Origin of the sequence: Halorubrum sp. Boch-26, assembly GCF_029889805.1 — an archaeon.
Classification (GTDB): domain Archaea; phylum Halobacteriota; class Halobacteria; order Halobacteriales; family Haloferacaceae; genus Halorubrum.
The window spans coordinates 1-26,673 of sequence record NZ_JARANT010000034.1 but is presented as its reverse complement, the minus strand read 5'-3'; the positions used below and the strand labels follow the sequence as shown (position 1 = coordinate 26,673).

At 70.0% G+C, this 26,673-nt stretch carries 31 protein-coding genes; 13 read left to right on the top strand and 18 right to left on the bottom strand.

Going from position 1 to position 26,673, the window contains the following annotated elements:
• The first annotated feature begins 630 nt into the window (after positions 1–630).
• Positions 631–795, top strand: coding sequence for a transposase (locus OQF71_RS06990; RefSeq protein ID WP_280586719.1), 165 nt, complete (start codon positions 631–633; stop codon positions 793–795).
• A 115-nt stretch (positions 796–910) separates the two neighbouring features.
• On the opposite strand, the gene aceA is transcribed toward OQF71_RS06990, so the two are convergent.
• The 3 genes from aceA to OQF71_RS06975 are packed head-to-tail and all read right to left on the bottom strand — an operon-like array spanning position 911 to position 2,441.
• A complete protein-coding gene (gene aceA, locus OQF71_RS06985) occupies positions 911–1,954 on the bottom strand; it encodes an isocitrate lyase (protein WP_280586717.1) in 1,044 nt (347 codons plus the stop codon).
• A gap of 5 nt (positions 1,955–1,959) precedes the next feature.
• Positions 1,960–2,097: a hypothetical protein gene (locus OQF71_RS06980; protein ID WP_280586715.1), complete on the bottom strand. Its 138-nt coding sequence runs from the start codon at positions 2,095–2,097 to the stop codon at positions 1,960–1,962.
• Positions 2,094–2,441, bottom strand: coding sequence for a hypothetical protein (locus OQF71_RS06975; protein WP_280586713.1), 348 nt, complete (start codon positions 2,439–2,441; stop codon positions 2,094–2,096). Before OQF71_RS06975 ends, OQF71_RS06980 begins: the two co-directional genes overlap by 4 nt.
• Positions 2,442–2,727: 286 nt before the next feature.
• Between OQF71_RS06975 and thiL the strand changes: the two genes are divergently transcribed.
• Positions 2,728–3,621: a thiamine-phosphate kinase gene (gene thiL, locus OQF71_RS06970; RefSeq protein WP_280586711.1), complete on the top strand. Its 894-nt coding sequence runs from the start codon at positions 2,728–2,730 to the stop codon at positions 3,619–3,621.
• A gap of 59 nt (positions 3,622–3,680) precedes the next feature.
• Positions 3,681–4,238, top strand: coding sequence for a sugar O-acetyltransferase (locus tag OQF71_RS06965; RefSeq protein WP_280586710.1), 558 nt, complete (start codon positions 3,681–3,683; stop codon positions 4,236–4,238).
• Positions 4,239–4,245: 7 nt separating this feature from the next.
• On the opposite strand, the gene prs is transcribed toward OQF71_RS06965, so the two are convergent.
• Complete coding sequence (gene prs, locus OQF71_RS06960) at positions 4,246–5,100, bottom strand: ribose-phosphate diphosphokinase (protein WP_280586709.1); 855 nt, start codon at positions 5,098–5,100, stop codon at positions 4,246–4,248.
• A gap of 156 nt (positions 5,101–5,256) precedes the next feature.
• Between prs and OQF71_RS06955 the strand changes: the two genes are divergently transcribed.
• Positions 5,257–5,907: an HVO_0476 family zinc finger protein gene (locus OQF71_RS06955; protein ID WP_280586708.1), complete on the top strand. Its 651-nt coding sequence runs from the start codon at positions 5,257–5,259 to the stop codon at positions 5,905–5,907.
• A gap of 127 nt (positions 5,908–6,034) precedes the next feature.
• Here OQF71_RS06955 and fer read toward each other — a convergent pair whose 3' ends face one another.
• Positions 6,035–6,424 carry a ferredoxin Fer gene (gene fer / locus OQF71_RS06950; RefSeq protein WP_280586707.1) on the bottom strand — a complete coding sequence of 130 codons (390 nt, stop codon included), beginning with the start codon at positions 6,422–6,424 and terminating at the stop codon, positions 6,035–6,037.
• Positions 6,425–6,661: 237 nt separating this feature from the next.
• Between fer and OQF71_RS06945 the strand changes: the two genes are divergently transcribed.
• Entirely contained in the window at positions 6,662–7,531 is an 870-nt protein-coding gene (locus OQF71_RS06945) for a CheF family chemotaxis protein (RefSeq protein ID WP_280586706.1), read from the top strand.
• 93 nt (positions 7,532–7,624) lie between these two features.
• Entirely contained in the window at positions 7,625–8,524 is a 900-nt protein-coding gene (locus OQF71_RS06940) for a hypothetical protein (RefSeq protein WP_280586705.1), read from the top strand.
• A gap of 64 nt (positions 8,525–8,588) precedes the next feature.
• On the opposite strand, the gene OQF71_RS06935 is transcribed toward OQF71_RS06940, so the two are convergent.
• On the bottom strand, positions 8,589–9,470 hold the full coding sequence (locus tag OQF71_RS06935) for an MOSC N-terminal beta barrel domain-containing protein (protein ID WP_280586704.1): 882 nt from the start codon (positions 9,468–9,470) through the stop codon (positions 8,589–8,591).
• 57 nt (positions 9,471–9,527) lie between these two features.
• Positions 9,528–10,304, bottom strand: coding sequence for an archaeal proteasome endopeptidase complex subunit alpha (psmA, locus tag OQF71_RS06930; RefSeq protein WP_280586703.1), 777 nt, complete (start codon positions 10,302–10,304; stop codon positions 9,528–9,530).
• Between the two features lie 199 nt (positions 10,305–10,503).
• Between psmA and OQF71_RS06925 the strand changes: the two genes are divergently transcribed.
• The 3 genes from OQF71_RS06925 to OQF71_RS06915 are packed head-to-tail and all read left to right on the top strand — an operon-like array spanning position 10,504 to position 13,878.
• Positions 10,504–11,976, top strand: a complete 1,473-nt coding sequence (locus OQF71_RS06925) for a hypothetical protein (protein ID WP_280586702.1) — start codon at positions 10,504–10,506, stop codon at positions 11,974–11,976.
• Entirely contained in the window at positions 11,969–12,706 is a 738-nt protein-coding gene (locus tag OQF71_RS06920; protein WP_280586701.1) for an ABC transporter ATP-binding protein, read from the top strand. The genes OQF71_RS06925 and OQF71_RS06920 overlap by 8 nt, the downstream gene beginning before the upstream one ends.
• The gene (locus OQF71_RS06915; protein ID WP_280586700.1) at positions 12,703–13,878 is read left to right on the top strand and encodes an ABC transporter permease; all 1,176 of its coding nucleotides are present in this window, start codon (positions 12,703–12,705) and stop codon (positions 13,876–13,878) included. Before OQF71_RS06920 ends, OQF71_RS06915 begins: the two co-directional genes overlap by 4 nt.
• A gap of 42 nt (positions 13,879–13,920) precedes the next feature.
• Here the strand turns inward: OQF71_RS06915 and OQF71_RS06910 are convergent, their stop codons facing one another.
• The 9 genes from OQF71_RS06910 to OQF71_RS06870 all read right to left on the bottom strand — a co-directional run bounded on the left by OQF71_RS06910 (position 13,921) and on the right by OQF71_RS06870 (position 21,438).
• Positions 13,921–14,097: a hypothetical protein gene (locus OQF71_RS06910; protein ID WP_280586698.1), complete on the bottom strand. Its 177-nt coding sequence runs from the start codon at positions 14,095–14,097 to the stop codon at positions 13,921–13,923.
• A 134-nt stretch (positions 14,098–14,231) separates the two neighbouring features.
• Positions 14,232–14,819, bottom strand: coding sequence for a dihydrofolate reductase (locus OQF71_RS06905; RefSeq protein WP_280586696.1), 588 nt, complete (start codon positions 14,817–14,819; stop codon positions 14,232–14,234).
• The gene (gene thyA, locus OQF71_RS06900) at positions 14,819–15,847 is read right to left on the bottom strand and encodes a thymidylate synthase (protein WP_280586695.1); all 1,029 of its coding nucleotides are present in this window, start codon (positions 15,845–15,847) and stop codon (positions 14,819–14,821) included. Before thyA ends, OQF71_RS06905 begins: the two co-directional genes overlap by 1 nt.
• 517 nt (positions 15,848–16,364) lie before the next feature.
• Positions 16,365–16,763, bottom strand: a complete 399-nt coding sequence (locus OQF71_RS06895; protein ID WP_280586693.1) for a hypothetical protein — start codon at positions 16,761–16,763, stop codon at positions 16,365–16,367.
• 68 nt (positions 16,764–16,831) lie between these two features.
• Positions 16,832–18,013 (bottom strand): hypothetical protein, encoded by a 1,182-nt coding sequence (locus tag OQF71_RS06890; protein WP_280586691.1) that lies wholly within the window; start codon positions 18,011–18,013, stop codon positions 16,832–16,834.
• Positions 18,014–18,436: a phosphoribosyl-AMP cyclohydrolase gene (gene hisI / locus OQF71_RS06885; protein WP_280586689.1), complete on the bottom strand. Its 423-nt coding sequence runs from the start codon at positions 18,434–18,436 to the stop codon at positions 18,014–18,016. It abuts the gene before it with no gap.
• A gap of 94 nt (positions 18,437–18,530) precedes the next feature.
• Positions 18,531–18,980, bottom strand: a complete 450-nt coding sequence (locus OQF71_RS06880; RefSeq protein WP_280586687.1) for an N-acetyltransferase — start codon at positions 18,978–18,980, stop codon at positions 18,531–18,533.
• Complete coding sequence (locus OQF71_RS06875; RefSeq protein ID WP_280586686.1) at positions 18,977–20,371, bottom strand: DUF92 domain-containing protein; 1,395 nt, start codon at positions 20,369–20,371, stop codon at positions 18,977–18,979. The genes OQF71_RS06880 and OQF71_RS06875 overlap by 4 nt, the downstream gene beginning before the upstream one ends.
• Before the next feature lie 287 nt (positions 20,372–20,658).
• Positions 20,659–21,438, bottom strand: coding sequence for an HAD-IIA family hydrolase (locus tag OQF71_RS06870; RefSeq protein ID WP_280586684.1), 780 nt, complete (start codon positions 21,436–21,438; stop codon positions 20,659–20,661).
• 151 nt (positions 21,439–21,589) lie between these two features.
• Here OQF71_RS06870 and OQF71_RS06865 point away from each other — a divergent pair, with 151 nt between their 5' ends.
• On the top strand, positions 21,590–22,363 hold the full coding sequence (locus OQF71_RS06865; protein WP_280586683.1) for a GTP cyclohydrolase III: 774 nt from the start codon (positions 21,590–21,592) through the stop codon (positions 22,361–22,363).
• Positions 22,364–22,472: 109 nt separating this feature from the next.
• Entirely contained in the window at positions 22,473–22,709 is a 237-nt protein-coding gene (locus OQF71_RS06860; RefSeq protein WP_280586681.1) for a hypothetical protein, read from the top strand.
• Between the two features lie 136 nt (positions 22,710–22,845).
• Here the strand turns inward: OQF71_RS06860 and OQF71_RS06855 are convergent, their stop codons facing one another.
• Entirely contained in the window at positions 22,846–23,052 is a 207-nt protein-coding gene (locus OQF71_RS06855) for a hypothetical protein (protein ID WP_280586679.1), read from the bottom strand.
• A gap of 159 nt (positions 23,053–23,211) precedes the next feature.
• Between OQF71_RS06855 and OQF71_RS06850 the strand changes: the two genes are divergently transcribed.
• Entirely contained in the window at positions 23,212–24,027 is an 816-nt protein-coding gene (locus OQF71_RS06850; protein WP_280586678.1) for an SDR family NAD(P)-dependent oxidoreductase, read from the top strand.
• Here OQF71_RS06850 and OQF71_RS06845 read toward each other — a convergent pair.
• The gene (locus OQF71_RS06845) at positions 24,014–24,673 is read right to left on the bottom strand and encodes a PadR family transcriptional regulator (protein WP_280586677.1); all 660 of its coding nucleotides are present in this window, start codon (positions 24,671–24,673) and stop codon (positions 24,014–24,016) included. The two genes, OQF71_RS06850 and OQF71_RS06845, sit on opposite strands and share 14 nt — an antisense overlap.
• A gap of 142 nt (positions 24,674–24,815) precedes the next feature.
• Here OQF71_RS06845 and OQF71_RS06840 point away from each other — a divergent pair, with 142 nt between their 5' ends.
• Positions 24,816–26,405 (top strand): heme-binding protein, encoded by a 1,590-nt coding sequence (locus OQF71_RS06840; protein WP_280586676.1) that lies wholly within the window; start codon positions 24,816–24,818, stop codon positions 26,403–26,405.
• The last annotated feature ends 268 nt before the right edge of the window (positions 26,406–26,673 follow it).

Sequence of the window (26,673 nt, the reverse complement as noted above, 5' to 3'; positions counted from 1 at the left end):
GAGGATTCGCGTTCACCGTGTCGGTGTTTCGGATACTGTCTCATTGAGTGGCGGGTAGACCGCCTCCGAAGGTCGTTCGGAATCCGCTCCGTTCCGACCTGACCTTACTTCTCTGTTGAAGCGATTGATAATTAAAAGTGAGGATTGGGAAACTCAGGCTGTGCCATCGACGGTGGAACGTGTCGGCGTTGTCGGATTCATCCCGCGCCTAAAGCCGCGGGTATTCTCCTTGCGTTTTATAAGCGATCGAGAGAACAGCGATGGCACTTATAAACGAATCTGCGGTGGCGCGTGCCCGAAAGCGGCCGTTAGGGCGCGAGCGGTACACGCGAAGGACGCCGCGAACGCAGCGAGCGGCGAGGTTGGGGAGGTATGAGGCTGCGGTGCAGTTGCAGGTGGGTGGGACTCAAAAGGGCAGCCGCGCTCGGCTCCCGCAGCTCGTTGCGGTCCTCAGTCGCTCGCGGTGCTCGCTCCCTGCGGTCCTTACGTCGCTGGGGTTTGCCGAGCGCGGCTGGGGATTTGAAGCTGTTCACCGCCGATCCATGAGCAATGGCTTGTGAACGATCGACTGATTCTTCGGACAACCGGCGAACCAGTAGCTTCAAATCCGCGCCGGACCGACCCGCGCACATGGCGCTCGAAAAGGACGTAGACTGTCCCTCCTGCGGAGAGACGCAGTCGTTCTACCGGACCGCGGCGATGACCCTCCACCTCGGCGAGAAGACGAAGTGGCGCTGCTCCGAGTGCAACTACGGCTACGTCGAGATCGACGGCATCGACACGCTCCCGGCCTGAACGACAGTCGACGAGACTCCGCGTTCCGTTCTCTTCCCCCGCTCTCGTAGATTCGCGCGCACTATCGCATAAAAAGACCGCAGCCGCGCGGATCCGACGACCGGGCGCGGTCCGGTCAGTCGTCGTCGCTCTCGCTCGCCGTGATCGGGTCGCTCTCCTCGTCGGTGAAGCCGGCGGACTCCTCGTGTCGGGCCGACGCGTCGGGGTCGAAGCGCGCCTCGATGTCCTGATACCGCGGGACGAACGAGAGCTCGTGGTGGCTCTCCGTCTCGTGGCCGAGGTAGCGGTCCTCGAGGTCGAACTGGGCCTTCTCGTCGTTCTCGGCGATGTTCTGCATGTCCTCGTACACCGCGTGGGCGCCCGAGTGGAGCCCGTACAGGGTGATGAAGATGTACTGGTAGCCCAAGTCGCCGAGCTCCGCGAACGTGAGCGGGTCCTCCTCCTCGCTCCACGCGAACGACGAAGAGTAGTTGAAGGCCAGATCGAGGTCCGGGTGGGTCTCGTGGATCGTCTCCGCGTACTCGATCGCGTCTTCGCGGGACGGGTCGGGCATCTCCGGCCAGACGAGGTCGACGCCGGCGTCGGCGTAGATCCGGCCGCGTTCGAGGTGCTCCTCCCAGTCGCCGTTCGCGGAGCCGTACGCGTCGGTCCGCGCGATGATCACCGTGTCCTCGCTCTGCTTGGCGTCGACGGCCGCCTCGAAGCGCGACCGCGCCTGCTCCCGGGAGACGATCTGCTTGCCCGCGATGTGGCCGCACCGCTTCGGCGAGGTCTGGTCCTCGATGTGGACGGCGGCGACGCCGGCCTTCTCGTACTCGCGGACCGCGCGGCGGACGTTGTGAACGCCGCCGTAGCCGGTGTCGCAGTCGGCGACAACCGGGAGGTTCGTCGCCTCGACCATCCGCTTGGCGTTCTCGACCATCTCGGTCATCGTGACCATCTCCAGGTCGGGAAAGCCGAACTGGCCGAGCACGGTGGAGTAGCCGCTCATGTAGGCGGCGTCGACCCCCGCCATCTCCGCGAGGCGGGCGTCGAGCGCGTGGTAGATCCCGGGCGCGAACGTGTACTCCTGCTCCGCGAACATCTCGCGGAGCTGCCGGCCGGCCGGGTTGTCGATATCTCTGGTGAAGACGTCGTCGTCAAGTTCGTTCGGATGCATGGATGTCACTCAGCGGTGTCGTCGTCGGTGAACCGGTCAGCCGTGTGCCGTCCGGTCGCGTATCGGTCGGTCGCGCGGCTCGTGAACGTCGTCGGATCGGGCCGGGGGCCGGCGCCGGTTCCGGCCATCGGGACGGCGCTCATCGCGACCCTCCGTCGGTCTGCGCGCGACCGGTCGGACGCAGGTCGGGGACCAGCGGCGCGTCCCGCTCCGCGTCGGTCGGTGGCGGGCTCGGGCGGCGAGGCGACCGCCGAGTCGGATCGGTGGTCGTCGTGGCCTGCTCGGCCGTCGTCGTCGGAACGAGCGGCGCGCCCGCTTCCTCGGTGATCGGCGTGCGGCCGGGGATCGATCGGCGAGAAGTGTCAGCGGTCGGCGTTCGACCCGCCGTCGGCCGGTCGGTTCCGGTCGGCGATCGGTCGCCAGCGGTCGTCTGTCGATCAGTCGTTCGGGTCGTCTCGGGTGTCGTGGTGTCGTCAGGTGTCGTCATCGGGTCGTGTGGGTGGTTGCGGTGGTCGTCTGGTGATCGGGCGGTCGGCGCGTCGTGCTGCCGTGTGTCCGCGTACGGATACTGACATTGCACTCGGTTGGTTCGGGGGGTTGGTAATAAACATAATGATTGATAATGATAATATTCGTTAATGTGTTTTACGCCTTTAAATGATTCGTGGTACCACACACCACGGCCGGTCGCGCGAGCCGGATGTCGCGCCAGCCGGGCGACGGGCGTACCGGACCGATCCCTTCTAAGCGGGTCCGGTGCGTTGGTACCGGTCGTGAACGAGCGCGACGCGCTTCGCCGACTCGCCGCCGACCTCCCGCACGCGGGCGACGACGCCGCCGTCGTCGGCGACACCGTCATCACGACCGACATGCTCCACGAGCGCACCGACTTCCCGCCGGGGACGACGCGGTACACCGCGGGGTGGCGCGCGGTCGGCGCGTCGCTCTCGGACGTGGCGGCGATGGGCGCGACCGCGACCGCGGCCGTCGCCGTCTACGCCGACGCCGCCTTCGATCCCGACCGGCTCGACCGGTTCGTCGCCGGCGCGGTCGACGTCTGCGAGACGGTCGGCGCCGAGTACGTCGGCGGCGACCTCGATTCTCACGACGAATTCACGACCGCCTCGACCGCGATCGGCGACGTCGCCGACGCCGGCCCGGTGACGCGGTCGGGCGCGGCTCCCGGCGACGCGCTCTGCGTCACCGGCGAGTGGGGGCGGTCCGCGGCCGCCCTCCGGCTATTCGATCGCGGCGACGGGGAGTCGGTCGAGCGCGCCAACGAGCTGTTCCGGTTCACCCCCCGCGTCGCCGAGGGGGTCGCGCTCGCCGGGCGCGCGGCCGCGATGATGGACTCCTCGGACGGGCTCGCGCGGTCGCTCCACCAGCTCGCGGAGGCGAGCGAGGTCGGCTTCGCGCTGGAGCGCGACCGGCTTCCCGTTCACCCCGCGGTCGACGACGTCGCCGAGGGACCGACCGACCGCTTCGAGCTCGCCGCGCACTTCGGCGAGGACTTCGAGCTCGCCTGTGCGGTCCCCGAGGCCGCCCTCGACGACGCCCGCGAGGCCTGTCCCGCCGGGCTCGTGCGCGTGGGAACCGTCGTCGACGCCGCGGACGGGGTCACCGCAGACGGCGACCCGCTCCCCGACCGCGGCTACACGCACGGGTGAGGGCCGGTCGGGCGGCCGAACCACCGATATCTTATAAATCGGCTCTCGTCACCCCGACTATGCCGACTGAGACCGAGCGGATGGTGGCTGGAGAGCCCTACGACCCCACCGACCCGGACCTCGTCGCCGACCGCGAGCGCGCCCGCGACCTGACGCGCCGGTACAACGCGACGAGCGGGGCCGAGCGGGAGCGCCGGACCGGCCTCCTCCGCGAGCTGTTCGACGCGGTCGGCGAGGACCCGGTCGTCCAACCGTCCCTCCGCTGCGACTACGGGTACAACGTCGCCGTCGGCGACGGCTTCTTCGCGAACTACGGCTGCGTCTTCCTCGACGCGACCCCCGTCTCGTTCGGCGACCGCTGCATGCTCGGACCGGGCGTGCACGTCTACGCGGTGACCCACCCGATCGACCCCGACGAGCGCGCGACCGGCCGCGAGAGCGGACGGCCAGTGACCGTCGGCGACGACGTCTGGATCGGCGGGCGAGCGGCGCTCAACCCCGGCGTGACAGTCGGCGACGAGGCGGTGGTCGCCTCCGGCGCGGTGGTCACCGAGGACGTGCCGGCGCGCACCGTGGTCGGCGGGAACCCGGCGCGGGTGATCCGAGAGATCGATTAAAAAAAGACTACTCCAGCGCGTCGGCGAGGACGGGGGCGACGCTGACGACGCTGCAGCCCCGCTCGATGGTGTCGCTGCCGACGATGCGGTCGACGCCGGCGCCGCGCAGCTTCGTCACGGCGTTGGCGGCGAGCATGGGATGGACGCAGGCCGCGAGCACCCGCCCCGCGCCCCGCTCGGTCAGCACGGCGACCGACTCGCTCATCGTCGACCCGGTGGCGACGATGTCGTCGACGACGACGACGTCCCGCCCCGAGACGGGGGCGTCCGACGGCGACACGGCGACCGCGCCCGTCTCGCGGTCGCGGTGCTTCTCGAAGTAGTCCGTCTCGCCCGCGCCGTACGCGTCCCGGACCGTCTGGGCGATGCCGACCGCGCCCTCGTCGGGCGCGAGGAACAGCGGCTCGGCCAAGTCGCCCGGCAGGGGCTCCGCGAGGGCGCCCGCGGCGTCCACCGTCTCGGCGGGGGCGTCGTAGAAGTCGGCGACGCCCGGCTCGTGGGGGTTGACGAGGACGACGCGGTCCGTCCCGGTCGAGATCGCCCGCGCCATCGCCCGCGCCGAGACGGGCTCGCCGTCCCCGAACGACTCGTCCTGCCGCGCGTACCCCATGTAGGGGACGACGGTGGTCACGCGCTCGGCGCCGGCCTCGCGGACGGCGTCTTGGAGCTGGAGCAGTTCGACCCACGCCGCGTCGGAGTCGGTCGCCGCGACGATCGTCGCCTCGTCGCCGGCGAAGTCGGGGACCGCCGCGAGCGTCTCGCCGTCCGGGAAGCGGTCGTACGTCGGCGTCGCCAGCGGCCGGCCCGTCTCCTCGGCGAGCGCGGCCGCGAGCAGCTGTGAGCTGGATCCGGGAACGATCATGGGCGTCCGTTTCCCTGACACCGGTAAACCAGTTTCCTTACTCGGGCGGAGACTGGACCGGTCTCGACCAGCGTTGTCGCCGACCCCCACGCGAGCGTGTGACGCACCACGGCCACAGGGGCGGATATTTACGCGAGCGGCGGATACGACGCCGTAATGACCGAAACAGGAGACCGAGTCGGTCTCGCCTGCCCGTCGTGTTCGCCGGGCGAGGAGACCGTCCACGAAGTGTTACGTCCCGGCGGGCAGGCGACCGTCCGCTGTACCGACTGCGACCACACGTACAAGGCCGAGATCCCGGAGGAGGAGACCGTCGGACTGAAGATCGTCGTCTCGCAGGACGGCGAGTCGTTCACCACCCGGATGGACGTGCCCGCGGACACCTACGTCGCGACCGGCGAGGAGTTCGTCGTCGACACCCCCGACGCGCTGATGCAGGTCCGGGTGACCGGGATCGAGGTCGGGCCCGAACAGCGCGTCGAGGAGGCCGACATCGAGACCGTCGAGACGCTGTGGACCCGCGCGGTCGACAACGTCACCGTCCCGGTGACGCTGCACCCGAAGGACGGGAACGCCGACGAGACGCGGTCGATCCGCGTGAACGTGCCCGGCGACTACGAGTTCTCCGTCGGCGAGACCGTCGAATTCGGCGAGGAGGAGTTCGTCGTCGAGGGCGTCCAGATCCGCGAGGACGCCCCCGAGTACCGCCACGAGAAGCTGGACCACGAGGGCGACTTCGCGTACGCCAAAGACTGCAAACGGGTGTACGCCCGCGACGAGAGCCTGACGGCGTGGTCCGCTTGGTAGCCGGAGTCGAGAGCGTAACCGCGGCGGCCGCTGTTCGGGACAGTTAGTTCGAAAAAACGGTGGCATCGATGGGGGCAACCCACATCGAACACCGTCTGTGGTACGACCGCGGCGTGGTCGGACGGTGTTAGATGACGCGGTTCTGCAGGTAGTCGAGGTGTTTCGCGTTGTAGACGATCTTGACCTCGTCGGTCGCCGGGCTGCCGATGCAGGTGAGGCGGACGTCCTTGTCTTCGACCTCCTCGTCGGAGAGGATCTGCTGCATGTCCATCTCGATGTCGCCTTCCTTCACGATCGACGCGCAGTTCGCGCAGGCGCCGGCGCGGCACGAGAAGGGCCAGTCGTAGCCCTGTGCCTCGGCGGATTCGAGGATGTACTCGCCCTGATTCACGTCGAGGGTGCCGTAGTCCTCGGCATCGAGGTCGGCGCCGGCCGCCTCCTCGAAGAGGTCGTCGTCGTCCATCGACCAGCCGTGGTCGTCGAGCACTTCGTAGTTGAGGTATTCTACTGTGGGCATCACTTGTCGGTTTGATGCCCTCCTCATTAGGCTTTGCTGTTCCTCGCCTCTCGGTGCTCGCTCGCTCGGCCGATCAGAAGCGAACCAACGCCGAATCAGAAGCGAACCAACGCCGAATCAAAAGCGAACCAACGCCGAACACGTTCGCTCGCGCCGCGCTCGGAGATTGACAGTTTGTTATCACGACTGATACGTCGTGGGTAACAGTAAATAGCGGACGGCGTCTAGGGTGCCACGATGGGAGAGTCCGTCGTCGCCGACTTCGTCGGTCGCGTCCACACCCCGGAGACCGGGAGTGACGAGCCGGTGACGGGGCGAGTGCTCCTGAGCCAGCGTCGGCTGGTACTGGCGACGGACGAGGGGAAGACGACCGTCCCGCTCTCCGGCGTGTTCGACGTGGTCGTCGGCACGGTCCCCGGCGACCTCCGGTCGTTTTTCAGCGACAGCGTCACCCTCGCGTACGGCCGACAGGGAGAGCGACGCACGGCCCTCATAGAGCGGGAGCCGGACGATATGGAGCGGTTCACCCGCCTGCTGTTCAAGGCCCTGCTGCGCGACGTGACGGTCACCGTCCGCCATCCCGCGAAGGTGGGCGGGCGCGTCACGGACGCGTCGGACCACACGGCGTCGGTGGCGCTCTCGCCCGGCGCGATCCGCTTCGTCGACTGCCCCGACCCGTTCGAGGTCGACCTCTCCGCCGTGATCGACTACGAACGGACCGACCGGACGCTCGCCGGCACGCAGCGTCCCGCGCTCGTGTTCCGCCACGTCGTCGACGGACAGACCGTGTCCTCGATCGCGACGGTCCCGAACGAGCGCACGCTGAACGTGCTCGGTCGGTACATCAAGCTTGAGTACGACGACGCCATGGAGGATCTGGAGTCGTTCGACCCGACCGAAGAGCAGCTGGAGATCCTCGTGTCGATCTACTCGGCCGGCGGCGAGGCGGACGTCGCTGACGTGGTCACGGGCGACGTCACGCAGACGTCGATGGTCCTCGACACGCTCCGCGACGAGGGGCTCGTCGTCGACGGCGAGTCGGGCGCGGCGCTCACGCGGAAGGGGCAGATGATCGTCACCTCGCACCTTGAGTCTGTCAACGCGTGAGGCGCTCGGTGGCGGCGTGAGACGACGGCGCCGAACGGGCTCGGACTTGGCCTCGGGGGAAGTTTCATGCTGATGCGGACGTAGCTATTTCACATGGCAGACGACCGCCACGGGCGTTCCACGCGGCTCGACGCCGTGGCCCGCGATCGGGGGATCGACGCGCCGGCGGGCGACCGCGGTGACGCGACGGTACCCGACCACGCGGGGCCGCGGACCAAGCGGGTGCCGGAGCCGCACGTTCACGACACGTTCTCGGTCGACGGAATCGACACGAAGCGGCGCGAGGGGCTGTTGGAGGCCGTCCTCGTGGATCGCGACGGCGTTAGCGCCGCCTCGGCGACGAGGCGGAACGGGACGGTCGGGATCCATCACGGTCCCGACGTCTCCCGCGAGGACCTCAGGGACGCCTTGGAGGCCTGCGGACTCGTGGTCGCGCCCGGCGACGCGGCGTTCGAGGTTCGGCGCGCCGCGCAGTTCGCCTCCGCCCGCGTCGCCGTCGCCGTTCTCTTCGGGCTGATGGTGGCGACACCCTACATCGCCGTCCTCTATCCCACCCGCATCGAGTGGCTATTTTACGACCCGGTCACGGTCCAGTACCTCCAGTCGATCCTCGACTCGCAGATGGCGACGCACTTCTTCGTCAACCTCGGTTCGCTGTCGGGGATCGCGTTCCTCGTCGCCTGCGGCCCGCTCATCAAGCGCTCGGTCGCCGCGGCGGCGGCGGGCAGGATCACGAACGAGAGCGTGTTCGTGGGGAGCGTGGTCGCGCTGTTCGGCTACAGCACCCTCGCCGCGTTCACGGCCTTCGAGGGGGCCGTCCACTACGACCTCGTCGCGTACGCGGTCGTCGGCGTCACCCTCTGGAACCACTTCGGCGTCGGCGAGACGACGCCCGACACCGCGAGCGTCGGAGAGCGGACCGCCGACGGGAGCGACGTTTCGGCGGACGCGACGGAAGACGAACCGGTCGCGATGACCGACGGCGGCCGGTAGTCGCCGACGGCCACTTCGCGCGAATCTTTCTAAACGGCGGCACCGGTTCGGACGCGCCGAGCGCTCAGTACGCCGCCTCGTCGAGCGACTCGACCCCCTCGATCGCCACCTCGTCGCCGACGGCGAGGGTCGACCCCCTCTCCGCCTCCGGGACGACGGTGTTCACCATCAGCCGGAAGTCGTGGTCGAAGCGGTCGCTCTCGGTCCAGTGGGGGAGCGTCGCTCGCCGGTTCTTGATAAATGTCTCGCGAAAGCCGTCGATCTCCTCGCCGGTGTCCGGGTTCCGAGACGGCACGACGCAGCGCTGACAGGGGTTGACGCCGAGCATTTCGGCGTCGCCGGCCGCGAACCGGACCGCCTCCCCGTGGTCGGCGAACAGCCGGTCCTCCCAGAACGCGGGGCACCCGTCGAGGACAACGTTCGGGCGGAGCCGCCGGCGCATCTCCGTCGCGTCCGCGACCGCGTCGAACCAGCCCGCGACGGTTTCCAGCGTCGCTCGCGAGACCACGGTCGGCCCGCGGGCGCTCCGGTCGTCGGGGAGCCCGCCGTCGGGCTCGCGCACCAGATCGACCGAGTAGCCGAGGTAGTCGCCGACCCACGCCGCCAGCGAGTCGCCGTCCTCCGGGAGCGCGAACGTCCGCTCGTCGGCGGCGGCTCCCGTCTCCGGGCGCACCGGCCGAGAGAGGGTCACCGCGGTCGGGGTCGCGTCGGCCGCGTCGGCCGGCTCGTGGCTCGCGCGGAGCCCGTGGACCGCGGGCTCGCGCTTCCCGTTGACGTAGCCTCCCCCCGCGCCGACGGAGGCCTCGTGCGGGTCGACGCCGGCCTCGACGAGCGCGTAGGTGCGGTCCCCGCGGAGCGCGCCCGCCGACCCCAGCTCCGCGCGGTCGAGAGCGGTCCCGTCGTTGGACTTGAGGGGATACGCGACGAGTTCCGCGATGCGAGTCATACCCCGTGTTCGACGGCGCCGGAGAAAAGCGATCGGCCGCGAGGGGCGGCGACCTAGCTACTCTTCGGAGTCGGTCTCGTCGTCGTCGTCCGCGTCGGCGTCGTCCGCATCGTCGCCGATTTCGGCCGCTTCGAACGCGTCGGCGACCTCGTCGCCGGGGACGGTCCGGTAGCCGTCGGCCTCGGTGATCGTCGCCACCGCGACGTCGGCGGGCTCGAACTCGTCCTCGTGAGCCGCGAGCGCGGCGAGGCCGAGCTCGACGCCGCCGGTGATCGAGAGATCGTCGGTCCACTCCTCCTCGAGGTGGCCCTGGATGTCCTGCCGGCCACCGCCGATGACGGTCGCCTTCCACTCGTTGGGGGTCCCGGAGGGGTCGGCGGCGAAGAGGCGCGGCTCGCCGTTCTCGATGCCGCCGATGAGGAGCGCGGCGCCGTACGGCCGGGTACCGCCGCGCTGGGTGTTCTCCTGGATATGGTCGGTGACGAACTTCGTCAGCGTCTCGACGCCGACGGGCTCGCCGTAGCGGAGGCGGTTCCCCTGCGACTGCCGGCGCGCGAGGTCGATCAGCTGTCGCGCGTCGGCGACGTGGCCCGCGCTCGCGGTGCCGAGGTGGTCGTCGAGCTTGTGGAGCTTCTCGATGCTCTCGGCCTCCATCAGCGTCGAGGAGGCCCGGGACATCGCGACGAACACGACGCCGTCCGCGGTGCGGATCCCGACGCTCGGCGCGCCGCGCGAGACCGCCTCGCGGGCGTACTCGACCTGGTAGATGCGCCCGTCGGGCGAGAACAGCGACGTACCGCGGTCGTACGCCTGCTGGTCGTTGCCGCCCATCATCGCCGATCACCCGCTCTCGCGGTGTCGCCTTGGCTCATTACCCGTTATTACGCCGGACGGTTGAAAAAGCATCCGTAACCGGTACGTCTCGACCGCGACCCGGGGGCCTTTCCCCGTCCGCGGTCAGCGGAGGAGAGGCGTCGTCCGGCGCGTCGTGTTGGGTCTCACCCGTCCCACGATCCCCGCCTACGACGGATATATGCCGATCGGCCTCCTAACAGGGTCGACATTGATTCCCACACGAACGACAGCCGTGCTGGTAGCCCTCCTCGCGCTGTTGGCGGCCGTCGGGGGGGCCACGGCGGTGCCCGACGCCCGGATCAGTATCGACGGGGCGGACGCGAGCACGACCGAGCCGGTCGTCGGCGAGCGCACGACGCTGAACGTCACCGTCTCGAACTCCGGCGGGAGTTCCGCCGCGGCCGACGTGACGAGCGTCAGGGTCGTCGACGCGGGCGCGGACGACGACGCGGAGCCGCTCGACGAGGCGACCGCGGTGGGCGCGCTCTCGGCCGGCGACTCGCTCGACGTCGAGCTGTGGACGCGGTTCGACGAACCCGGCGAGCGCCGGCTCACCGTCGAGGTGGTCGCCGAACAGGAGGCGACGGGCGGGGAGGAGGACGGAGGTACCGTCACCGTGACCCGCGACGTCGTCGTCGACGTCCAGCCGGACGAGGTGGCGCTCGACCTCCGGACCCGCGGGCTCGCCCCGGAAGACCTCCAGAGCGACGACGAAAGCGAGAGCTCCGGCGGCATCAACGTCGGCGGCATCGAGGGCGTCTTCGGCGGCGGTGGCGGCGGGCTCGACACGGGAGAGGACACCGAAGAATCCGTGCAGTCGGCCGATTCGCCGGTGGCAGTGACCGTGGTCAACACGGGCACGACGACCGCCGATCGCGTGAGCCTGACCGCCGTCGGCGAGCCGATCGCGGGCAGCGAGGGCGAAGTCGACGGCGTGACCGGAGCCGACAGCGACAGCGGAGACGACGAGAGCGGAGAAGACGGCGAGGCCGGCTTCGAGGCCGGCCCGTACGTCGTCGAGGACGTCGCGCCCGGCGAGGAGCGACGCGTCGTCGTCGATCTCGGCCCGCTCGACCGGCGATCGGCGGTGACGTTCGCGGCGACGTTCCGGTCTGACCTCGACGCGCAGGACGGCGCCGGCGCGGAGCGCACCGCGACGTCCACGCTCCGGTACCCGGCACACGACGCGGCGCCGACCGTCACCGACGCGGTGGTCGAGACGACCGGCGACGGCGAGGTCATCGTCGACGCAAACCTCGGCAACGCGGGCGGCGGCGAGCTGGAGGGCGTCGTCGTCTCCGTGGGTGGGGCGCCCGGCGTCGCCCCGACCCCGGCCGGCGGCGAGTACTTCGTCGGCGCGGTCGGCGCCGGCGACTTCGTCGCCTTCGATCTGCGCACGGCGGCGAACGCGTCGGTCGCGTCGGAGGTCCCGATCCAGATCGCGTACACCGAGCGCGGCGTGCGGTACGTCGAGACCGAGACGGTGGCGCTCCCCGACGCGGAGGGGAGCGTCGAGGGCGGCTCCGGCTCCGTCGGCACGCTCGGCTCCGTCGGCACGCTCGGCTCCGTCGGCACATTCGGGGCGGTCGGGCTCGTCGGCGCCGCCGGCCTCGTCGTCGTGGGCGGCGTGGTGCGTCGCCGCGATGTATAGCGTCGAGCTCCGGGACGCGACCAAGCGCTACCCCGGCGGGGGCGCCGAGCCCGTGATCGCGCTCGACGACGTCGACTTCGCGGTCGAGCCGGGCGAGTTCGTCGCGGTCGTCGGGCCGAGCGGCTCCGGGAAGTCGACGCTTCTGAACGTGCTCGGCCTCCTCGACGACCCGACCGAGGGGCGGCGGCACCTCGACGGAACGGACGTGACGAGCCTCTCCGTCGCGGAACGCACGGCGGCGCGGAAGGAGTCGATCGGGTTCGTCTTCCAGGACTTCCACCTGCTGCCGACGCTGACGGCGGTCGAGAACGTCGCGCTGCCGACCGCGTTTGACCCGGGCGACGCGAGCGAGCGCGCCGCAGACCTCCTCTCCCGGTTCGGGCTCGGCGACCGGCTCGACCACGAGCCGTCGGAGCTCTCCGGCGGACAGAAACAGCGGGTCGCCATCGCCCGCTCGCTGATCAACGAGCCGGCGGTGCTGCTGGCGGACGAGCCGACCGGGAACCTCGACACGGAGACGGGGGAGTCGATCCTCGCCGAGTTCGAGCGGGTGAAGGAGGAAGGGGTGGCGGTCGTCGCGGTGACGCACGACCCGCTCGTCGAGGGGTTCGCCGACCGGGTCGTCGAGCTCACCGACGGCGTGCTCGTCGGCGGGGTCCCGAACGGTGATGAGGAGGGCGAGAAATCGACTCCCATCGACCGGACCGCCCCCGCGCCGGAGGACAGATGAGCCGGACCGATCCGGAGACTCGGTCGGGGCTCGGCGGCCGGCTCCGCGGCTGGCGCCCCGCGGTCGCGATGGCCGCGCGGAACCTGCGTCGGAATCGAGTGCGGACCGCGCTCGCGGTGCTCGGCGTCTGCATCGGCGTGCTCGCGGTCGCGGCGCTCGGCATCTTCGGCAACGTGCTGGCGCTGGGCGCCCAGGACGCCATCGGCGACATCGGCACGCAGGTCGTGGTCTCGCCCAACGCCGACGCCGGCGTCGACTCGCTTTCCGACGCGGACGTGGCGGACATCAGGCGCGCGGTGGGTTCGCCGGCGGTCGTCCCGCTGTACTCGGACAACGCGGTCGTCTCCGGCCAGAGCGCCCAGCAGTTCGCGACCGTCTACGGCGTCGAGGAGCCCGCGCTCGCGTTCGAGGCCGCGGAGGGACGGCTCCCGGAGCGCCACCGACAGGGCGCGATCGTCGGCGCGGGCGTCGCCGAGGAGCTCGGCGTCGGCGCGGGCGACACCGTCGAGATCGCCGGGTCGCAGGTCCGGGTCGTCGCCGTGCTCGTCGAGAGCCAGACGTTCAGCCCGGTGGCGCCGGACGACGCGGTCTTCCTCCCCGAGTCCGCCTTCTCGGCGGACGGGTACGGGCAGGCCCTCGTCGTCGCCGAGTCGGGCGAGGCGGCGAGAGCCGCGGCCGACGATATTCGTACGGAGGTGAACGCCCGCGAGGAGCGCGTCGACCTGTTCGAGCTCGCCGCGATCGTCGACGAGATCAACGATTTCTTCGGCCTGCTCAGCACGTTCCTCCTCGGGCTCGGCGCTATCTCGCTCGTCGTCGCCGGCGTCTCGATCCTCAACGTCATGCTGATGAGCACCGTCGAGCGCCGGCAGGAGATCGGCGTGATGCGCGCGGTCGGCGTGACCCGCCGCGACGTGTTGCGCGTGCTGCTCGCGGAGGCCGGCCTCATCGGCGCGGCCGGCGCCGCCGCGGGGACCCTCCTCACCGTCCTGCTCGTCGCCGGGCTCGTCCTCCTGACGGCCGAGGTTGACGTCGCCCTCGCGCTCGACCCGACGAACGGCCGCTACCTCCTCCTCGCGCTCGGATTCGGCGTCGGCGTGGGACTCGTCAGCGGCGCCTACCCGGCCTGGAAGGCCGCGAACGAACGGCCGGTCGAGGCGCTTCGGAGCTGACAGGCGGCGAGCTCCCGGCGGTGCTCCGCGCAGGTGAGGCCGTCACCCCGCCCAACCGCCCCGCATGTCGTCGGTCACGCGGTCTCGCCACGTCTCGAAGGCGTCTCGACACTCCGGGCTCTCGTCGATGTGTCGCACGAATCCCGCGCCCGGAGACGCCAGCTCCGCCTCGCAGAACGGACACCGCCTCGGCTCGATCGTCGACTCCGATAATGCCATGTCAACAGATACCACACTGGGAGAACAAAAGTGTTACTACAGATAGTTTTTCTCTGATACAGTGTCGGAGTCTGGTACTTCGTCGGTTTTTACATCCCGAACGTCTACTTAAAATTGGAGAAGAGTCCCATACGTCACAGGCCGATCGGTTCGTAGGTGACGACCGCGAGGCCGTCGTCGCCGTCAGCGTCGGCGTCCGCGACGACCTCGCGGTCGACTTCCCGCCACGCGTCGCGGTCTCGGTCCGGAAAGTGCGTGTCGCCGTCGGGACGCTCGGGGATCTCGGTCACGACCAGTCCGTCGGCGCGTTCGAGGAACAGCTCGTAGACCGCGGCGCCGCCGATCACGTAGGCCTCGTCGACGCCGCGGTCGGCGGCGTCGGCGGCGGAGAGCGCGACAGCCTCGTCGACGTCGTTCGCGACGACGGCCCCCTCGGGGAGGTCGGGGTCGCGCGTCGTCAACACGACGCTGGTGCGGTCGGGGAGCGGACCGCCGATCCGGGCGGCGATGCTCTCGTACGTCGTCCGACCGACGATCACGGGGTGACCGGTCGTGAGCCGCTTGAAGTGCGCGAGGTCCGCCGGGTAGTGCCACGGCATCCCGCCGTCGTCGCCGATGACGCCGTTCTCGGCGACGGCGGCGACGACGACGAGGTCGACGTCGGCGTCGGCGGAACTCGGATCGACGCCGGCGGACCCGGCATCGGCGTCGTCGTCGGTCATCACTCCGCGACCGCGAACGAGAGCCCGTCCGCGGAGTCGTAGTCGACGAGTTCGACGTCCTCGTACGTCAACTCGTCGAGGGGCACGTCGGCGATCTCGATCCGGGGGCGCTCGCGCGGCTCCCGCGAGAGCTGTTCGAGGAGGCCGGGGACGTGGTCGTACCCAGCCTCGCCGTCCGCCTCGTCGGGGGCGGTTCGCTCGACCCAGCTCTTCACGTCGAGGTAGTCGGCCTTGCTCTCGACGTTCGCGAGGCGGTCTTGTACGTACGGGAGGTTCTTCGCGTACCACTTTCCGCGGTCGCCGCGGCCGCAGTAGACGTGCGCGTCGACGACGGTGTGACCGAACTCGCCGACCTCGAACCCCGTCCGTTGCGCGAGCGCGTTCGCGAGGATCGCGTACGCCGCGATGTTGAACGGGACGCCGAGCGCGATGTCGCCCGAGCGCTGCGTGAGATGGAGGTTCAAGCGTCCGTCCTGGACGTTGACGACGAACGAGTAGTGACACGGCGGGAGCGTCGAGGTCGCGGCGTTGGCGGGGTGCCACGCGTTGACGACCATCCGGCGCGAGCGGGGGTTCTCTTCGAGGGTGTCGAGCACGTACCGGATCTGATCGAACGTCCGGCGCTCGCTCCCGTCGGGGGCCTCCTCGACGGTCACCCAGCGGTGAGCGTCCTCGGGCCACGCCTCGCCGGGGAGCGCGGCGTCGTCCTCGGGGACCGGGTAGCGTCGCCAGAACCGCCCGTAGGCGGTGTCGAGTCGGCCCTCGTCGTCGGCCCACGCGTCCCAGATCTTCGTCTCCTCGCGGAGGTTCCGGACGTGCTCCTCGCCGGAGAGGTACCACAGCACCTCGTGGATGAGCGAATTCCAGCGGTAGCCGTCCATCTGTTTGGTGGTGAGGAGGGGGAACCCCTCCGCGAGGTCGACGGTGTACTGCCCGCTGAACGACGCGATCGTGTCGACGCCGGTCCGGTTCGGCTTGTACGTGCCCGTCGACAGGGTGTCGTCGACGAGATCGAGGTACTGTTGCATGGTGGTCGGCGTCGCCCCCGTCCGGCAAGCGCGGGGAGCGACTATCTACCGAGTCAAACGCGCCGCGGAAAGTAAGTGTGTCGTGACCGGAATTAAGATGAGACGTCCGCGCGCTGGCCGACGCCGCCAGCTTATAAATGCCCGAAGCGGTGGCGCGCCTCCGAGCGATCGCCGCCGGCGACCGCGAGGGGCCCGCGAGGGAGTCGGCCGGCCGAAGCGACGCGGAGGCCGGCCGACGAGGCTGGGGAGGCGTGAGGCTGTGCGGTCGCGGTGCGGGGTGGGACTCAAAGGGGCAGCCGGTGAGGAGCGCGGAGGCGACGTAAGCACCGCAGCGAAGGAGCGTGAGCGACTGAGCGAGGAGCGCAGCGAGCGTGCGCGCTCCTCACCGGCTGGGGCTTTGGAGGTGTTCTCCGCCGATCCAGTATCAACCGTTTATAAGTAGGCGACCGGAGCGTCGGAAGCCTTCGCCCCGTAGTCAACGACTTATAAACAGCCGACAGCGACACCGAAATTCAGTTCATATAGCCGTCACCCAGGCCCGGTACTCCTCGTCGAGCCCGTACACCTCGCGGAACGCGCGCTCGACGAACCCCGCTACGCGGTTCGCGTCCGAGCGCGCCGTGACGACCGCGTTCGTCCCCTCGGCCTCCTCCGGGCTGACGAGCTCGTCGATCCGGAACTCGGGGAACTCCCCCAACAACTCCTTCAACCGGTCCAGCTCGTCATCGGTGCAGTCCAAGATGAGCTCCGTGCCGGCGAGCTGGATCCACGGCGGCACCTCGCCGCCCTCGGTGACGTCGCTGTCGGGGTCGACGTCGACGGTCATCACGTCGCTCGACCGGGCGCGGTGGGCGGCCGCCGCGTCCGCGTACAGCTTCAGCCGCTCGGCCTCCGTCGCGGCGTCGAATCGGGTCATACCACCACGTCGGCGCCGACGGCTCTTGAAAGGGCGCGGTTCTCCGAAAAAAGTTGTTTAAAAGCCCGCTACCGCTCCGTCTCCGCCAGCACGTCGTCGACGATGTCGAGGGTGCGCTCGGCCTCGCGCACCCGGTCGTGGACGGCGCCCGTTTCGACGAGCTCCAGCTCCGGCTCGTCGAGCGCGTCGCGCACCTCGGCCGCGCGACGGAGCCGCTCGTACTCGTCGGCGCGCGCGAGGTCGCGGACCGCTCGCAGCGTCGCGACCGTCCCGTCGTCGGCGACCCGCGAGACCAGCGGGATCAGCTCGTCGATCTCGTAGGCGAGCTCGTCGCCGGCGGCGGGCGGCCAGTCGAGCGTCAGCGGCTCGCCGTCGAGCCGCTCGACGTAGGTGCGGTGGACCGCGACCGCCGTCCGGAGCGCGCCGGGGTCGTCGACGTAGTGCTCCAGCTTGGAGTTCGAGTAGTCCGCGTACTCCAAGAGGGTCGGGAGCGGCTCCTCGCCGGCCTCGTACTCGGCCACGTACTCGGCCAGGTCCGTCGGCGGCACGTCGACGTCGACGAACGGGGTCGCGTCCGCGCGGTCGAGGAAGGCGAAGGCGTCGCGGGCCGACGCCGACTTATAAAAGTCGTCGAACGACTCGCGGACCGCCTCGTTGTACGTCGCGATCGGCTCGCGGAGGCGGTCGACGTCGGCGTCGAGGTCCGCGTCCGCCATTCCCGCGACCTCGCGGAGCTCGTCGAGCCGCGCGGCGAGGGACTTCCGGGCCTCTCGGGCCTCCTTGCGGGCGATCCGGTAGTCGTCGACGGCGTCGTCGCGGTCGGCGAGCAGGTCGACGTACTCGCCGGCGGGTTCGAGCGCCTCGCGGGCCGCCTCGAAGTCGCGCTCGGAGAGCCGCTTCTTGTCGACCGCCTCGTCGGCGGCCGCGAAGGCGTCGGCCGCGAGCGCGTCGTCGTCGACGTCGACCGCGTTCGCGAACTCGCCCTCGAACTGGACGTAGGCCGCGAAGTCGCCGCTGCCGACCGCGTCCTCCTCGTACTGGTCGAGCACGCGGTGCGCCCGCCGGTACGTGTCCGCCGCGGCCTCGACGCGCTCGCGGCCGAGGTCGGCGATCCGGTCTTCGAGCCGGCGGAGCTCGTCGTAGCGCTCGCGGAGCCTCCCGGCCGCCTCGCCCGCCTCGGCGACGGGGTCGGGCTCCGCGTCGCGTCCCGCCGCGCCGCGGTCCGCCGCGCCGCCGGCTGCGTCGCCCATTCAGTACACCTCGTCCGGGTCGAAGACGCGCTCTCCGACGTGCTCGCCGTCGATCGTCCGGTGGAAGCAGGACCGGTGGCCCGTGTGACACGCCCCGACGTTCTGGTCGACGAGGTACAGCAGGGTGTCGGCGTCGCAGTCGACGCGAACCTCGCGGACCGCCTGCGTGTGGCCGGAGGAGCCGCCCTTGTGCCACAGCTCCTCTCTGGACCGGGAGTAGTAGTGCGCCTCGCCCGTCTCGCGGGTGCGCTCGAGCGCCTCCGGCGAGACGTACGCGAGCATCAGCACCTCGCCGGAGTCGGCGTCCTGGGCGACCGCGGGGACGAGCCCGTTCTCGCCGAAGTCGACCTCGATCGGCTCGGCGGCGTCCGCGCCCGCCTCGGGTTTCGCGCCCGCTTCCCGGTCCGCGTCGGCGTCACTCATGTCTCGGCGGAGGCGCGGGGCTCGAATAGTCCTTTTGTCTGTCCCCGTCCCGGGAGAGCCGGCGAGGGCGTCGTCCGCCCCGGGAGCACCGGCGCTACTCCCGCCGCAACACGAGCGCGTCGCCGTCGGCGTACGCGTCGGCGCGCCGGTCGACGACCGCGAAGCCGAGCCCGTCGTACAGCGCGAGCGCCCCCTCGTTGTCGGGGTGCGCCTGTAGCGTCACGGGACCGTCGGCGTCGGCGATCACGGCCGATAGGAGCCCGCTGGCGCGCCCCTCGCGTCGATGGTCCGGATCGACGACGAGCTCGGCGAGGTGGACGCCGGGCCGGTTCGGGGCGTCGACCGGCAGGAGATAGCCGACGGTCCGGCCGTCTGCGACGCTCACGAGCGCCGAGCCCACCGCGAGGCCGTACTCCAAGAGGTCGGGGTTCGGCTGTCGGAGGAACGCCTGCAGCTCCCGGATCCGGGCGGCGTCGGCCGGGCGGGCGTCGCGGACGCGCGGGTCGGGGGCGACGGGATTCTCGTCGTGCGGCGTCGATGTCACAGCAGCGCCACCCCGAGCGCGACCGCGACCGCCGCCCCGGACAGCGTCGCGAGGAAGTTCACGGCCTGATTGCCGACCCGATCGCCCTCAACTACCGCGCCGAGGACGCTGTCGGCGGTCATACCGGCGACGCCGGCGAGGACGATGATCCCCCCGCCGCCGACGAGGTCACCGATCGGCATCCCGACCGCGGCGAGGCCGGCGACGAGGAGGGATCCGGCGAGCCCGGCGATCTCGCCCTGCCACGTGATCGCCCCGTCGGTGCCGGGCTCGACCCGCCGGAGGGTCGTGACGAGCCGCGGCCCGTCGAAGAGCCCGCCGATCTCCGAGGAGAGCGTGTCGGCCATCGCGGTGGCGGTCGCCCCCGCGAACGCGAACGCGAACGGGGCGGCCGGCACGGCGACGTGGGGGGTCGCCGCGTACCCGAGGAGCGCGACGAGCGCGACCGCGGAGTTCGCGAGCACGTTCCCCGTGCCGCGGGCGCCTTCGTTCTCCTGAGCGACGCCGCGGGCCGCCTTCTCGTCGAAGCGGTACTTCGAGGCGAGCCCGCCGACGGCGTAGAAGGACATCAGCGTGAGGAACCACCCGACTCCGCCGAGCACGACGGCGAGCAGCGCGGAGAGCACACCGGTCAGCATCCCGGGGACCGAGGCGGTGCCGAGCGCGAACGAGACGTAGCCGAGCGCGGCGGTCACGCCGAGCCCGAACGCCACGAGGGGGGCGGTGACGGCGGGATCGAGCGCGACGAACCCCCAGACCGCGAAGGCGACGAGGATCACCGTAATGTGCGCGTCGCGGGCGAACACCAGCGACCGCACGAGCGCTGCGGTGAGCGCGGCCACCGACGCGAGGAAGACGAGGTCGGGGAACGCCGTCGCCAGCGACGACAGTGCCCCCGCGAGGTCGACGCGCAGGGCAGGGACGGCTCCGGTGAGGGAGAACCCCCCGTCAGCGCCGAGAAGTTCGACCTGCAGCAGCACAGCGACCTGCCCGGCGAGGGCCGCGAGAGCGCCCGCGCCGACGTAACCGGCGACGAGCGGAAACTCGTCGGCCGTCGCTCGACCGACAAGTTCCCGGCCCAATCGCCCCCCGCCGACGGCGAGCGTCGCGGCGGCGAACGCCTCGTAGGGGAGCGGGGCGCGGGGGAGCGAGGCGAACAGCGCGAGGCCCGCGGCGGCGACAGAGAAGGCGACGAGCCCGTACAGTCGCTCCTCCTCCCGGTCGCCCGGCAGCGCGAGGGTCTCGAACCACTCCCCGTCGCGGATCCCGAAGAAGGCGAGGCCGGCAACGGCGAGGAAGGGCACGACGGCGGCGTCGCCGAGCGTCGGCGCAAGGGCCGCGAGCGCGGCCACGGCGGCGAAGGTGCTCGCGCGTCGGAGCCTCCGTATCACACCTCCGGCTATCCGGGACGAGCACTTAACGGTCCCGACACCGGCCGGCGGTCGCGACGTCGGTCAGTACCGGTACTCGTTGAACTGGACCGCGTGCCCCTCGATCACGCGCACGGGATGTTCCGGGTCCTCGTCGTCGTCCCCGGTCGCCTCCTCGTGCGTGTCAACGTCACTCATGTCCCACCGAAAGCGGCTGTTTCGTATAAACCTTACCCACGGAGCGGAAGTGAGGAGAGTACCGAGAGCGGGCGAACGGTCGGAAATCGAGTGCGACGCCGCCGACCCGGTCAGCCGAGGACGTGATCGATGTCGCCGAGATCGTCGAGCACGTGGTCGGGGGTGACGCCGGCGGCGGCGAGCCGGTCTGTGTCGGTGACGCCGGACTTGACGAGCACCGTCGTCATCCCCGCACGCTCGCCGAGCGCGATGTCCGTGTTCAGGCGGTCGCCGACGACGAGACACTCCTCCGGCGGGTGCGGGAGGCGCTCGCGGACCATCTCGATCGCGGGGTCCGACGGCTTTCCGAGGACGACGTCCGGATCACGCTCGGCGACGCCGGCGATCGCGTTGATCACCGCGCCGGAGCCCGGCACGTCGCGCTTCGGGGCCGGGATCACCACGTCGGGGTCGGTCCCGATGAAGGGGACGCCGCGCTCCAGCGTCCACATGGCGGTACAGAGGTCGTCGTAGTCGAAATCGCGATCGATCGAGGCGACGAGCGCGTCGGCGGCGGCGACGTCGTCGGTCGTCGAGAGCCCCGCGTCGTCGAACTGGTCGAACAGTCCGGGGTCGCCGATACACAGCAGTTCGTCGTCGGCGTGGTGTTCGCTGAGATACCGCGTCGTCACCGTCCCGGCCGTGAACACCCGGTCGGCGTCGACGTCGTACCCCGCGGCGCCGAGCCGGTCGACGTACGCCGACGGCGCCTTCGTCGGGTTGTTCGAAACGAACAGCGTCTCGATCCCGGCCTCGCGGATCCGCCGGTAGCCCGCCGGTGCGCCCGGGATCGGATCGTTTCCTCGCACGACCGTGCCGTCCACGTCGAGGACGGCGCCGCTGAATGCCATATCCGTCGTCCGGGCGCCACGGCCCTAGTGGTTCCGGGGGCGCTGCGGGCGGTCGAGATCGCTTCGGGGAATCGAGTTCCAGAACCGATACCGGTTCCACCTTCGAGATAACGGAAGCGTAAAGCGGCGCGACTCCTAACCGAGAGCCACTGTGACGACGACCCAGGTGACCCTCGTCCAGATCGACAACTACGGGCCGTGGACGACGACACCGGAGCCGCGCCGGGAGATGGACCTGCAGACGCTCCAGTCGCGGCTCTTCGCCGACATCGCTCAGTTCGTCGGCCACCGCGACGCGTACGTCTTCTTCACGCGCTTCGACAACATGATCGCGGTGACGAACGGCGTGGACGGCGCGGCCCACGCGTCCCTTCAGGAGTCGATCGGGAACCGATACCCGGTGAGCATCAGCCTCGGGACCGCAGTCGCCGAGCGACCGGTCGACGCGCTGGAGGCCGCGAACCGTCAGCTCCAGGTGGAAGGGAGCGCCCAAGACGAGCACCGAACCGAGGTGCTCGCCGGCGAGTACCTCACGGAGACGACGAGGGCCGACCTCCAGATCGCGCACTTCGATGTCGTCAACACGACCGGGAAGTACACCGATCGGCTCAACGAGTTCGACACGTTCATCAACATCGAACGGGCGTACGCCTCCCTCATGCGGTACCTCCGCGAGCAGCACGGCGCCCTCTCCTTCTTCGTCGGCGGCGACAACATCATCTCCGTCTGCCCGGATCTCCCCGAGGGCGCGTTCGGCGACGCGATCGCGCACGTCAGCGAGGCGGTGGAGGTGGAGCTACAGGTCGGCGTCGGTCGGGGCGCTACCGCCCACGAAGCCGGCTTTGCCGCCAAACACGCCCTAGAGGACTGCCGCCACGACGGGACGAGCGTCGAACTGTTCGACGTTCCCGCCGCCAGCGACTGAGTCGAAACCCGAGTCGTGGCTCTGGACCGCGTCAACCGACCATCTTGTTATCTGATATGATAATTGCGCCTTCACGTTTATATATAATAGTCAGAAAGCCTCGGGTAACATGTCCGATGCAATAGTGTTCGTCTGCACGGCAAACAGCTGCAACGATGGGCCGTGGGAGGGATCTCACGACGCGATGGCCCACTGCGCCGAACATCCGGACCACGGCTACACCGGCCGACCGCGGAGCGAGGTCGACGCCGACAGGGTCATCCCGGCGACCGCGACCAGGAAGCGTGACAACCGGAATCTCCAGCACAAGGGCCACCCGAGGGGCGCGCTCGCGCAGAACGACTGACCGGCTCCGAGAGCCACGCACGACCGCCGTGTCCGCGATCGGCGCCGATCGCCCGCGATCGAGGCGGCCGATCGGTCGTAGTCGGCGCCGACTCCTTCTCGACCGTTTCCGCCGACCCCTCCCGCGCTCGTTCCGCCTACGCCTCCTCGAAGAGTCCGAGGTCCTCGGCGACGAGGTCGGCGAGCCGGTCTTTCAGCGCCGGGTCGACCTCCGCAATCTCCTCGCCGTCGTGTTTCCCGTCGTTGTGCTTGGCGAGCGCGTCCGCCACGTCTGGCAGGGGGACGCTGGTCTCCGTCTCGCACTCGGTACACACGATCGGGACGGACGGTTCGTCGGTGGACATACGTCGAGTAGTCGCGGGTCGGTGGTATATGCCTTCGGGAGCCCGACCCGAGCCGCCTACCCCTGACTCCGGGCCCGACCCGAGCCGCCTACCCCTGACTTCGGGCCCGACCCGAGCCGAACCGTCAGCGTCACCCGTCCCCGGGCGGTACCGGTTCTCATGCGCGTTCTCGTGACCGGAGCGGCCGGCGGGATCGGCGCCGGCGTCGTGCGAACGCTTGCGGCCGCCGGCCACGACGTGATCGGGATCGATCGCGACGCCGACGGGCTGACCGCCCTCCCCGAGGCCGCGGAGACCCACGCCCTCGACCTGCGCGACGGCGACGCCGTCGAGGCGCTGCTCTCCGACCGCCCGCTCGACCGCGTCGTCTCCTGCGTCGGCGGGTACGAGATCGCCGCGGTCGAGGACACCTCCGTCGACTCCTTCCGCCGGCAGCTCGACACGAACCTGACCGCGGTCCACACGGTCGTCCGGGCCGCCCTCCCGTCGATCCGCGAGCGCGGCGGTCGAATCGTCGTGGTCGGCTCGATGGTCGGGTCGACAGCGCTCCCGTACCACGGCGCCTACAGCGCCGCGAAGGCCGGGCTGCGCGGGTACGCCGACGCGCTCCGTCGCGAGATCGAGCCCCGCGGCGCGACGGTCGCGTTCGTCGAGCCCGGGCCGGTCCCGACCGGGTTCAACGAGCGCGCGGCAGCGGGGGTCGCGGACCGGAACGCGGACGCGGATCAGCAGGGACCCTACGCCGACGTCTACCGCGCGTTCGAGGGGTACGCGCCCGCCGCGACCGACCTCGAGACCGTGGTCGAGCGCGTCGTCGTCGCGGTCACCGCGGATCGACCGCGAGCCGTCTACCGAGTGAGCCGCCGCGCACGCTGGCTCCCGCGGCTGGCCGCGGTGCTCCCCGATCGGCTGTACGATCGGCTGATCCGCGCCGGGCTTCCCGGCGGGATACTCGGTCGGCTCATCGACCGGTAGCGGGGTCGTCGCCCTCGTCGAGGTCGATGTCGTCGCCGCCGTCAGGGGCCGCGTCGCTCTCGGAGACCTCCTCGTCGGGGGACGCGTCGTCGGAGACGGCGCCGCTCTTATCGGCGTCTCGCTCGTCGGCGTCTCGCTCGTCAGCCGTCGCCGCGTGGAACTCCGCCGGCGTGTCGTCGATCCGTTCGAACTCGCCGAAGTCGCGCTCGTGGTGGCGGATCGTCTGTTCGACGACCCACGCGCTGTAGCGCTCGGAGTACGCCCAGTCGCCGTCGGCGTCGTCGACCTCGAACCGGTCGTCCGTGGCGAGCGCGGCGTACAGGTGGTAGAAGCCGAGGACGACATCGCCGAAATCCTTCGCCTCCGAGCCGATCTCGCGGCGCTTCTCGGCCAACTCCCCGCGGCCCGCGTCGGTGAGCGCGAAGTACTTGCGGTCCGGCTCGTCTGCGCGCTCGACGCGTTCGGCGAGGCCCTCCTCCTCGAACTTGTAGAGGATCGGGTAGACGGAGCCGTACGAGGGCTCCCAGTGGCCGCCGCTGGTCTCCGTGATCTCGCCTAACAGCTCGTAGCCGTACCGGGGTCGCTCGTCGAGCAGCTCCAACACGAGATACGATATCAGTCCCTTCGGCGGCCCGCTCTTCCGCATCGTCCACACGTTTCCGGGATCGTCGTGAAAGCGTTTCGGTCGCGACAACCGACAGCGCGTCCGTGAGACCGATCTCCGTCGACAGAGGGACGTTTCGACCGGAACCCGCAAGCCCCTAAGTCGCGGGGCTCCAAGCCGACGTATGGTCGAGGCACCACAGACCGAGGAAGGGTGGTTCGCGCTGCACGACTTCCGGTCCATCGACTGGGACGCGTGGCGCGACGCCCCCGAGCGGGAGCGACGCCGAGCGATCGAGGAGGGCGAGTCCTTCCTGAAACACCGCGAACTCGTCGCCGACACCGACGAGGGGGACTCCGGCCTGTTCTCCGTGCTCGGACACAAGGCCGACCTCCTGTTCGTCCACTTCCGGCCGTCGCTCGACGACCTTTCGTCGATCGAACGGCGGTTCGAGGACACCGCGCTCGCGGCGTTCACCGAGCGGACGACCTCGTACGTCTCGGTCACCGAGGTCTCCGGCTACGTCTCCGACGCGTACTTCGAGGAGGGGCCGGAGGAGGTCGACGCCGGGCTCCGCCGGTACATCGAGGGGAAGCTGACGCCCGAGATCCCGGACGACGAGTACGTCTGCTTCTACCCGATGAGCAAGCGCCGCGGCGAGGAGTACAACTGGTACGACCTCTCCTTCGAGGACCGCGCCGACCTCATGGCCGATCACGGCGAGGTCGGCAAGGAGTACGCCGGGAAGATCAAGCAGGTGATCGCCTCCTCCGTCGGCTTCGACGACCACGAGTGGGGCGTCACCCTGTTCGGCTCGGACCCGACCGACATCAAGGATATCGTCTACGAGATGCGCTTCGACCCCGCCTCCTCGCGCTACGGCGAGTTCGGCGACTTCTACATCGGGCGGCGGTTCCCGCCCGCCGACCTCGGCGCGTACCTCGCGGGCGAGACGGTTCCCACGGGCGAAGGGGACGAGGACGGCGCGCACGCGGGCCACGCCCACGGCGAGGGCGGCCACCACGGCGACGACGGCCACGGGAGCCGCGGTGCGGGCCACGATCACGCGAGCGCCGGCGGCGGCCCCGCCCACGGCGACCACCCGCACGGCGACGGGGAGGCGGGCGGCGAGGGCGACCATCCGCAAGCGGGCGACGAGAGCGGACACGGCGAGGAGGGCGGCACCTCCGACGCGGAGATCCGCGGCGAGCTGGCCGACCTGAACATCTACGCCGGGAAGCCGAGCGGCGAGGACGTGTACGCGACGGTGCTGTACAGCGAGGCCGACATCGACGAGCTGTTCGACGAAGTCGAGGGGCTCCGCGGCAACTTCGACCACTACGGCACCCACGTGAAGACGGCGGTGTACGAGGGGCGACACACCGACCGGGCGGCTGTCGTCTCCATCTGGGACACGGCCTCCGCCGCCGAGACCGCGGCCGGCTTCCTCTCGGAGCTCCCGGAGGTCGTCGCCCGCGCCGGCGAGGAGTCCGGCTTCGGCACGATGGGAATGTTCTACACCGTCAAGCCGGAGCATCAGGGGGAGTTCACCGACACGTTCGACGACATCGGCGAGATCCTCGCGGAGATGGACGGCCACGTCGAGACCGACCTCATGATGAACGTCGAAGACGAGAACGACATGTTCATCGCGAGCCAGTGGGAGGCGAAAGAGGACGCGATGACCTTCTTCGGCTCCGACGAGTTCCGCGAGACGGTCCAGTGGGGCCGCGAGGTGCTGGCCGACCGGCCGCGGCACGTCTTCCTGGCGTAGGCGGGCGGTACGCGCGGATCGCGATTTATAAATGGTCGCTCAAGTGGTGTCGGTGATAATTCGTTGCTGTCGATCAGCTGATTCCTATGTGATTACTTATGAATAACGCCTAATGACGGGACGAGTATCTCCAAAATGCCAGGCGGTCGTTTATAAATATAGTAGACGTTAGAAATAGTTGCTCACTTTTGGAATAGAAATTTGGTCAAGAGCGGTATCGATCGCTGTTGTAAGTTCGTCGAGTGAGTCGAAGAACCGGTTGCTGAGA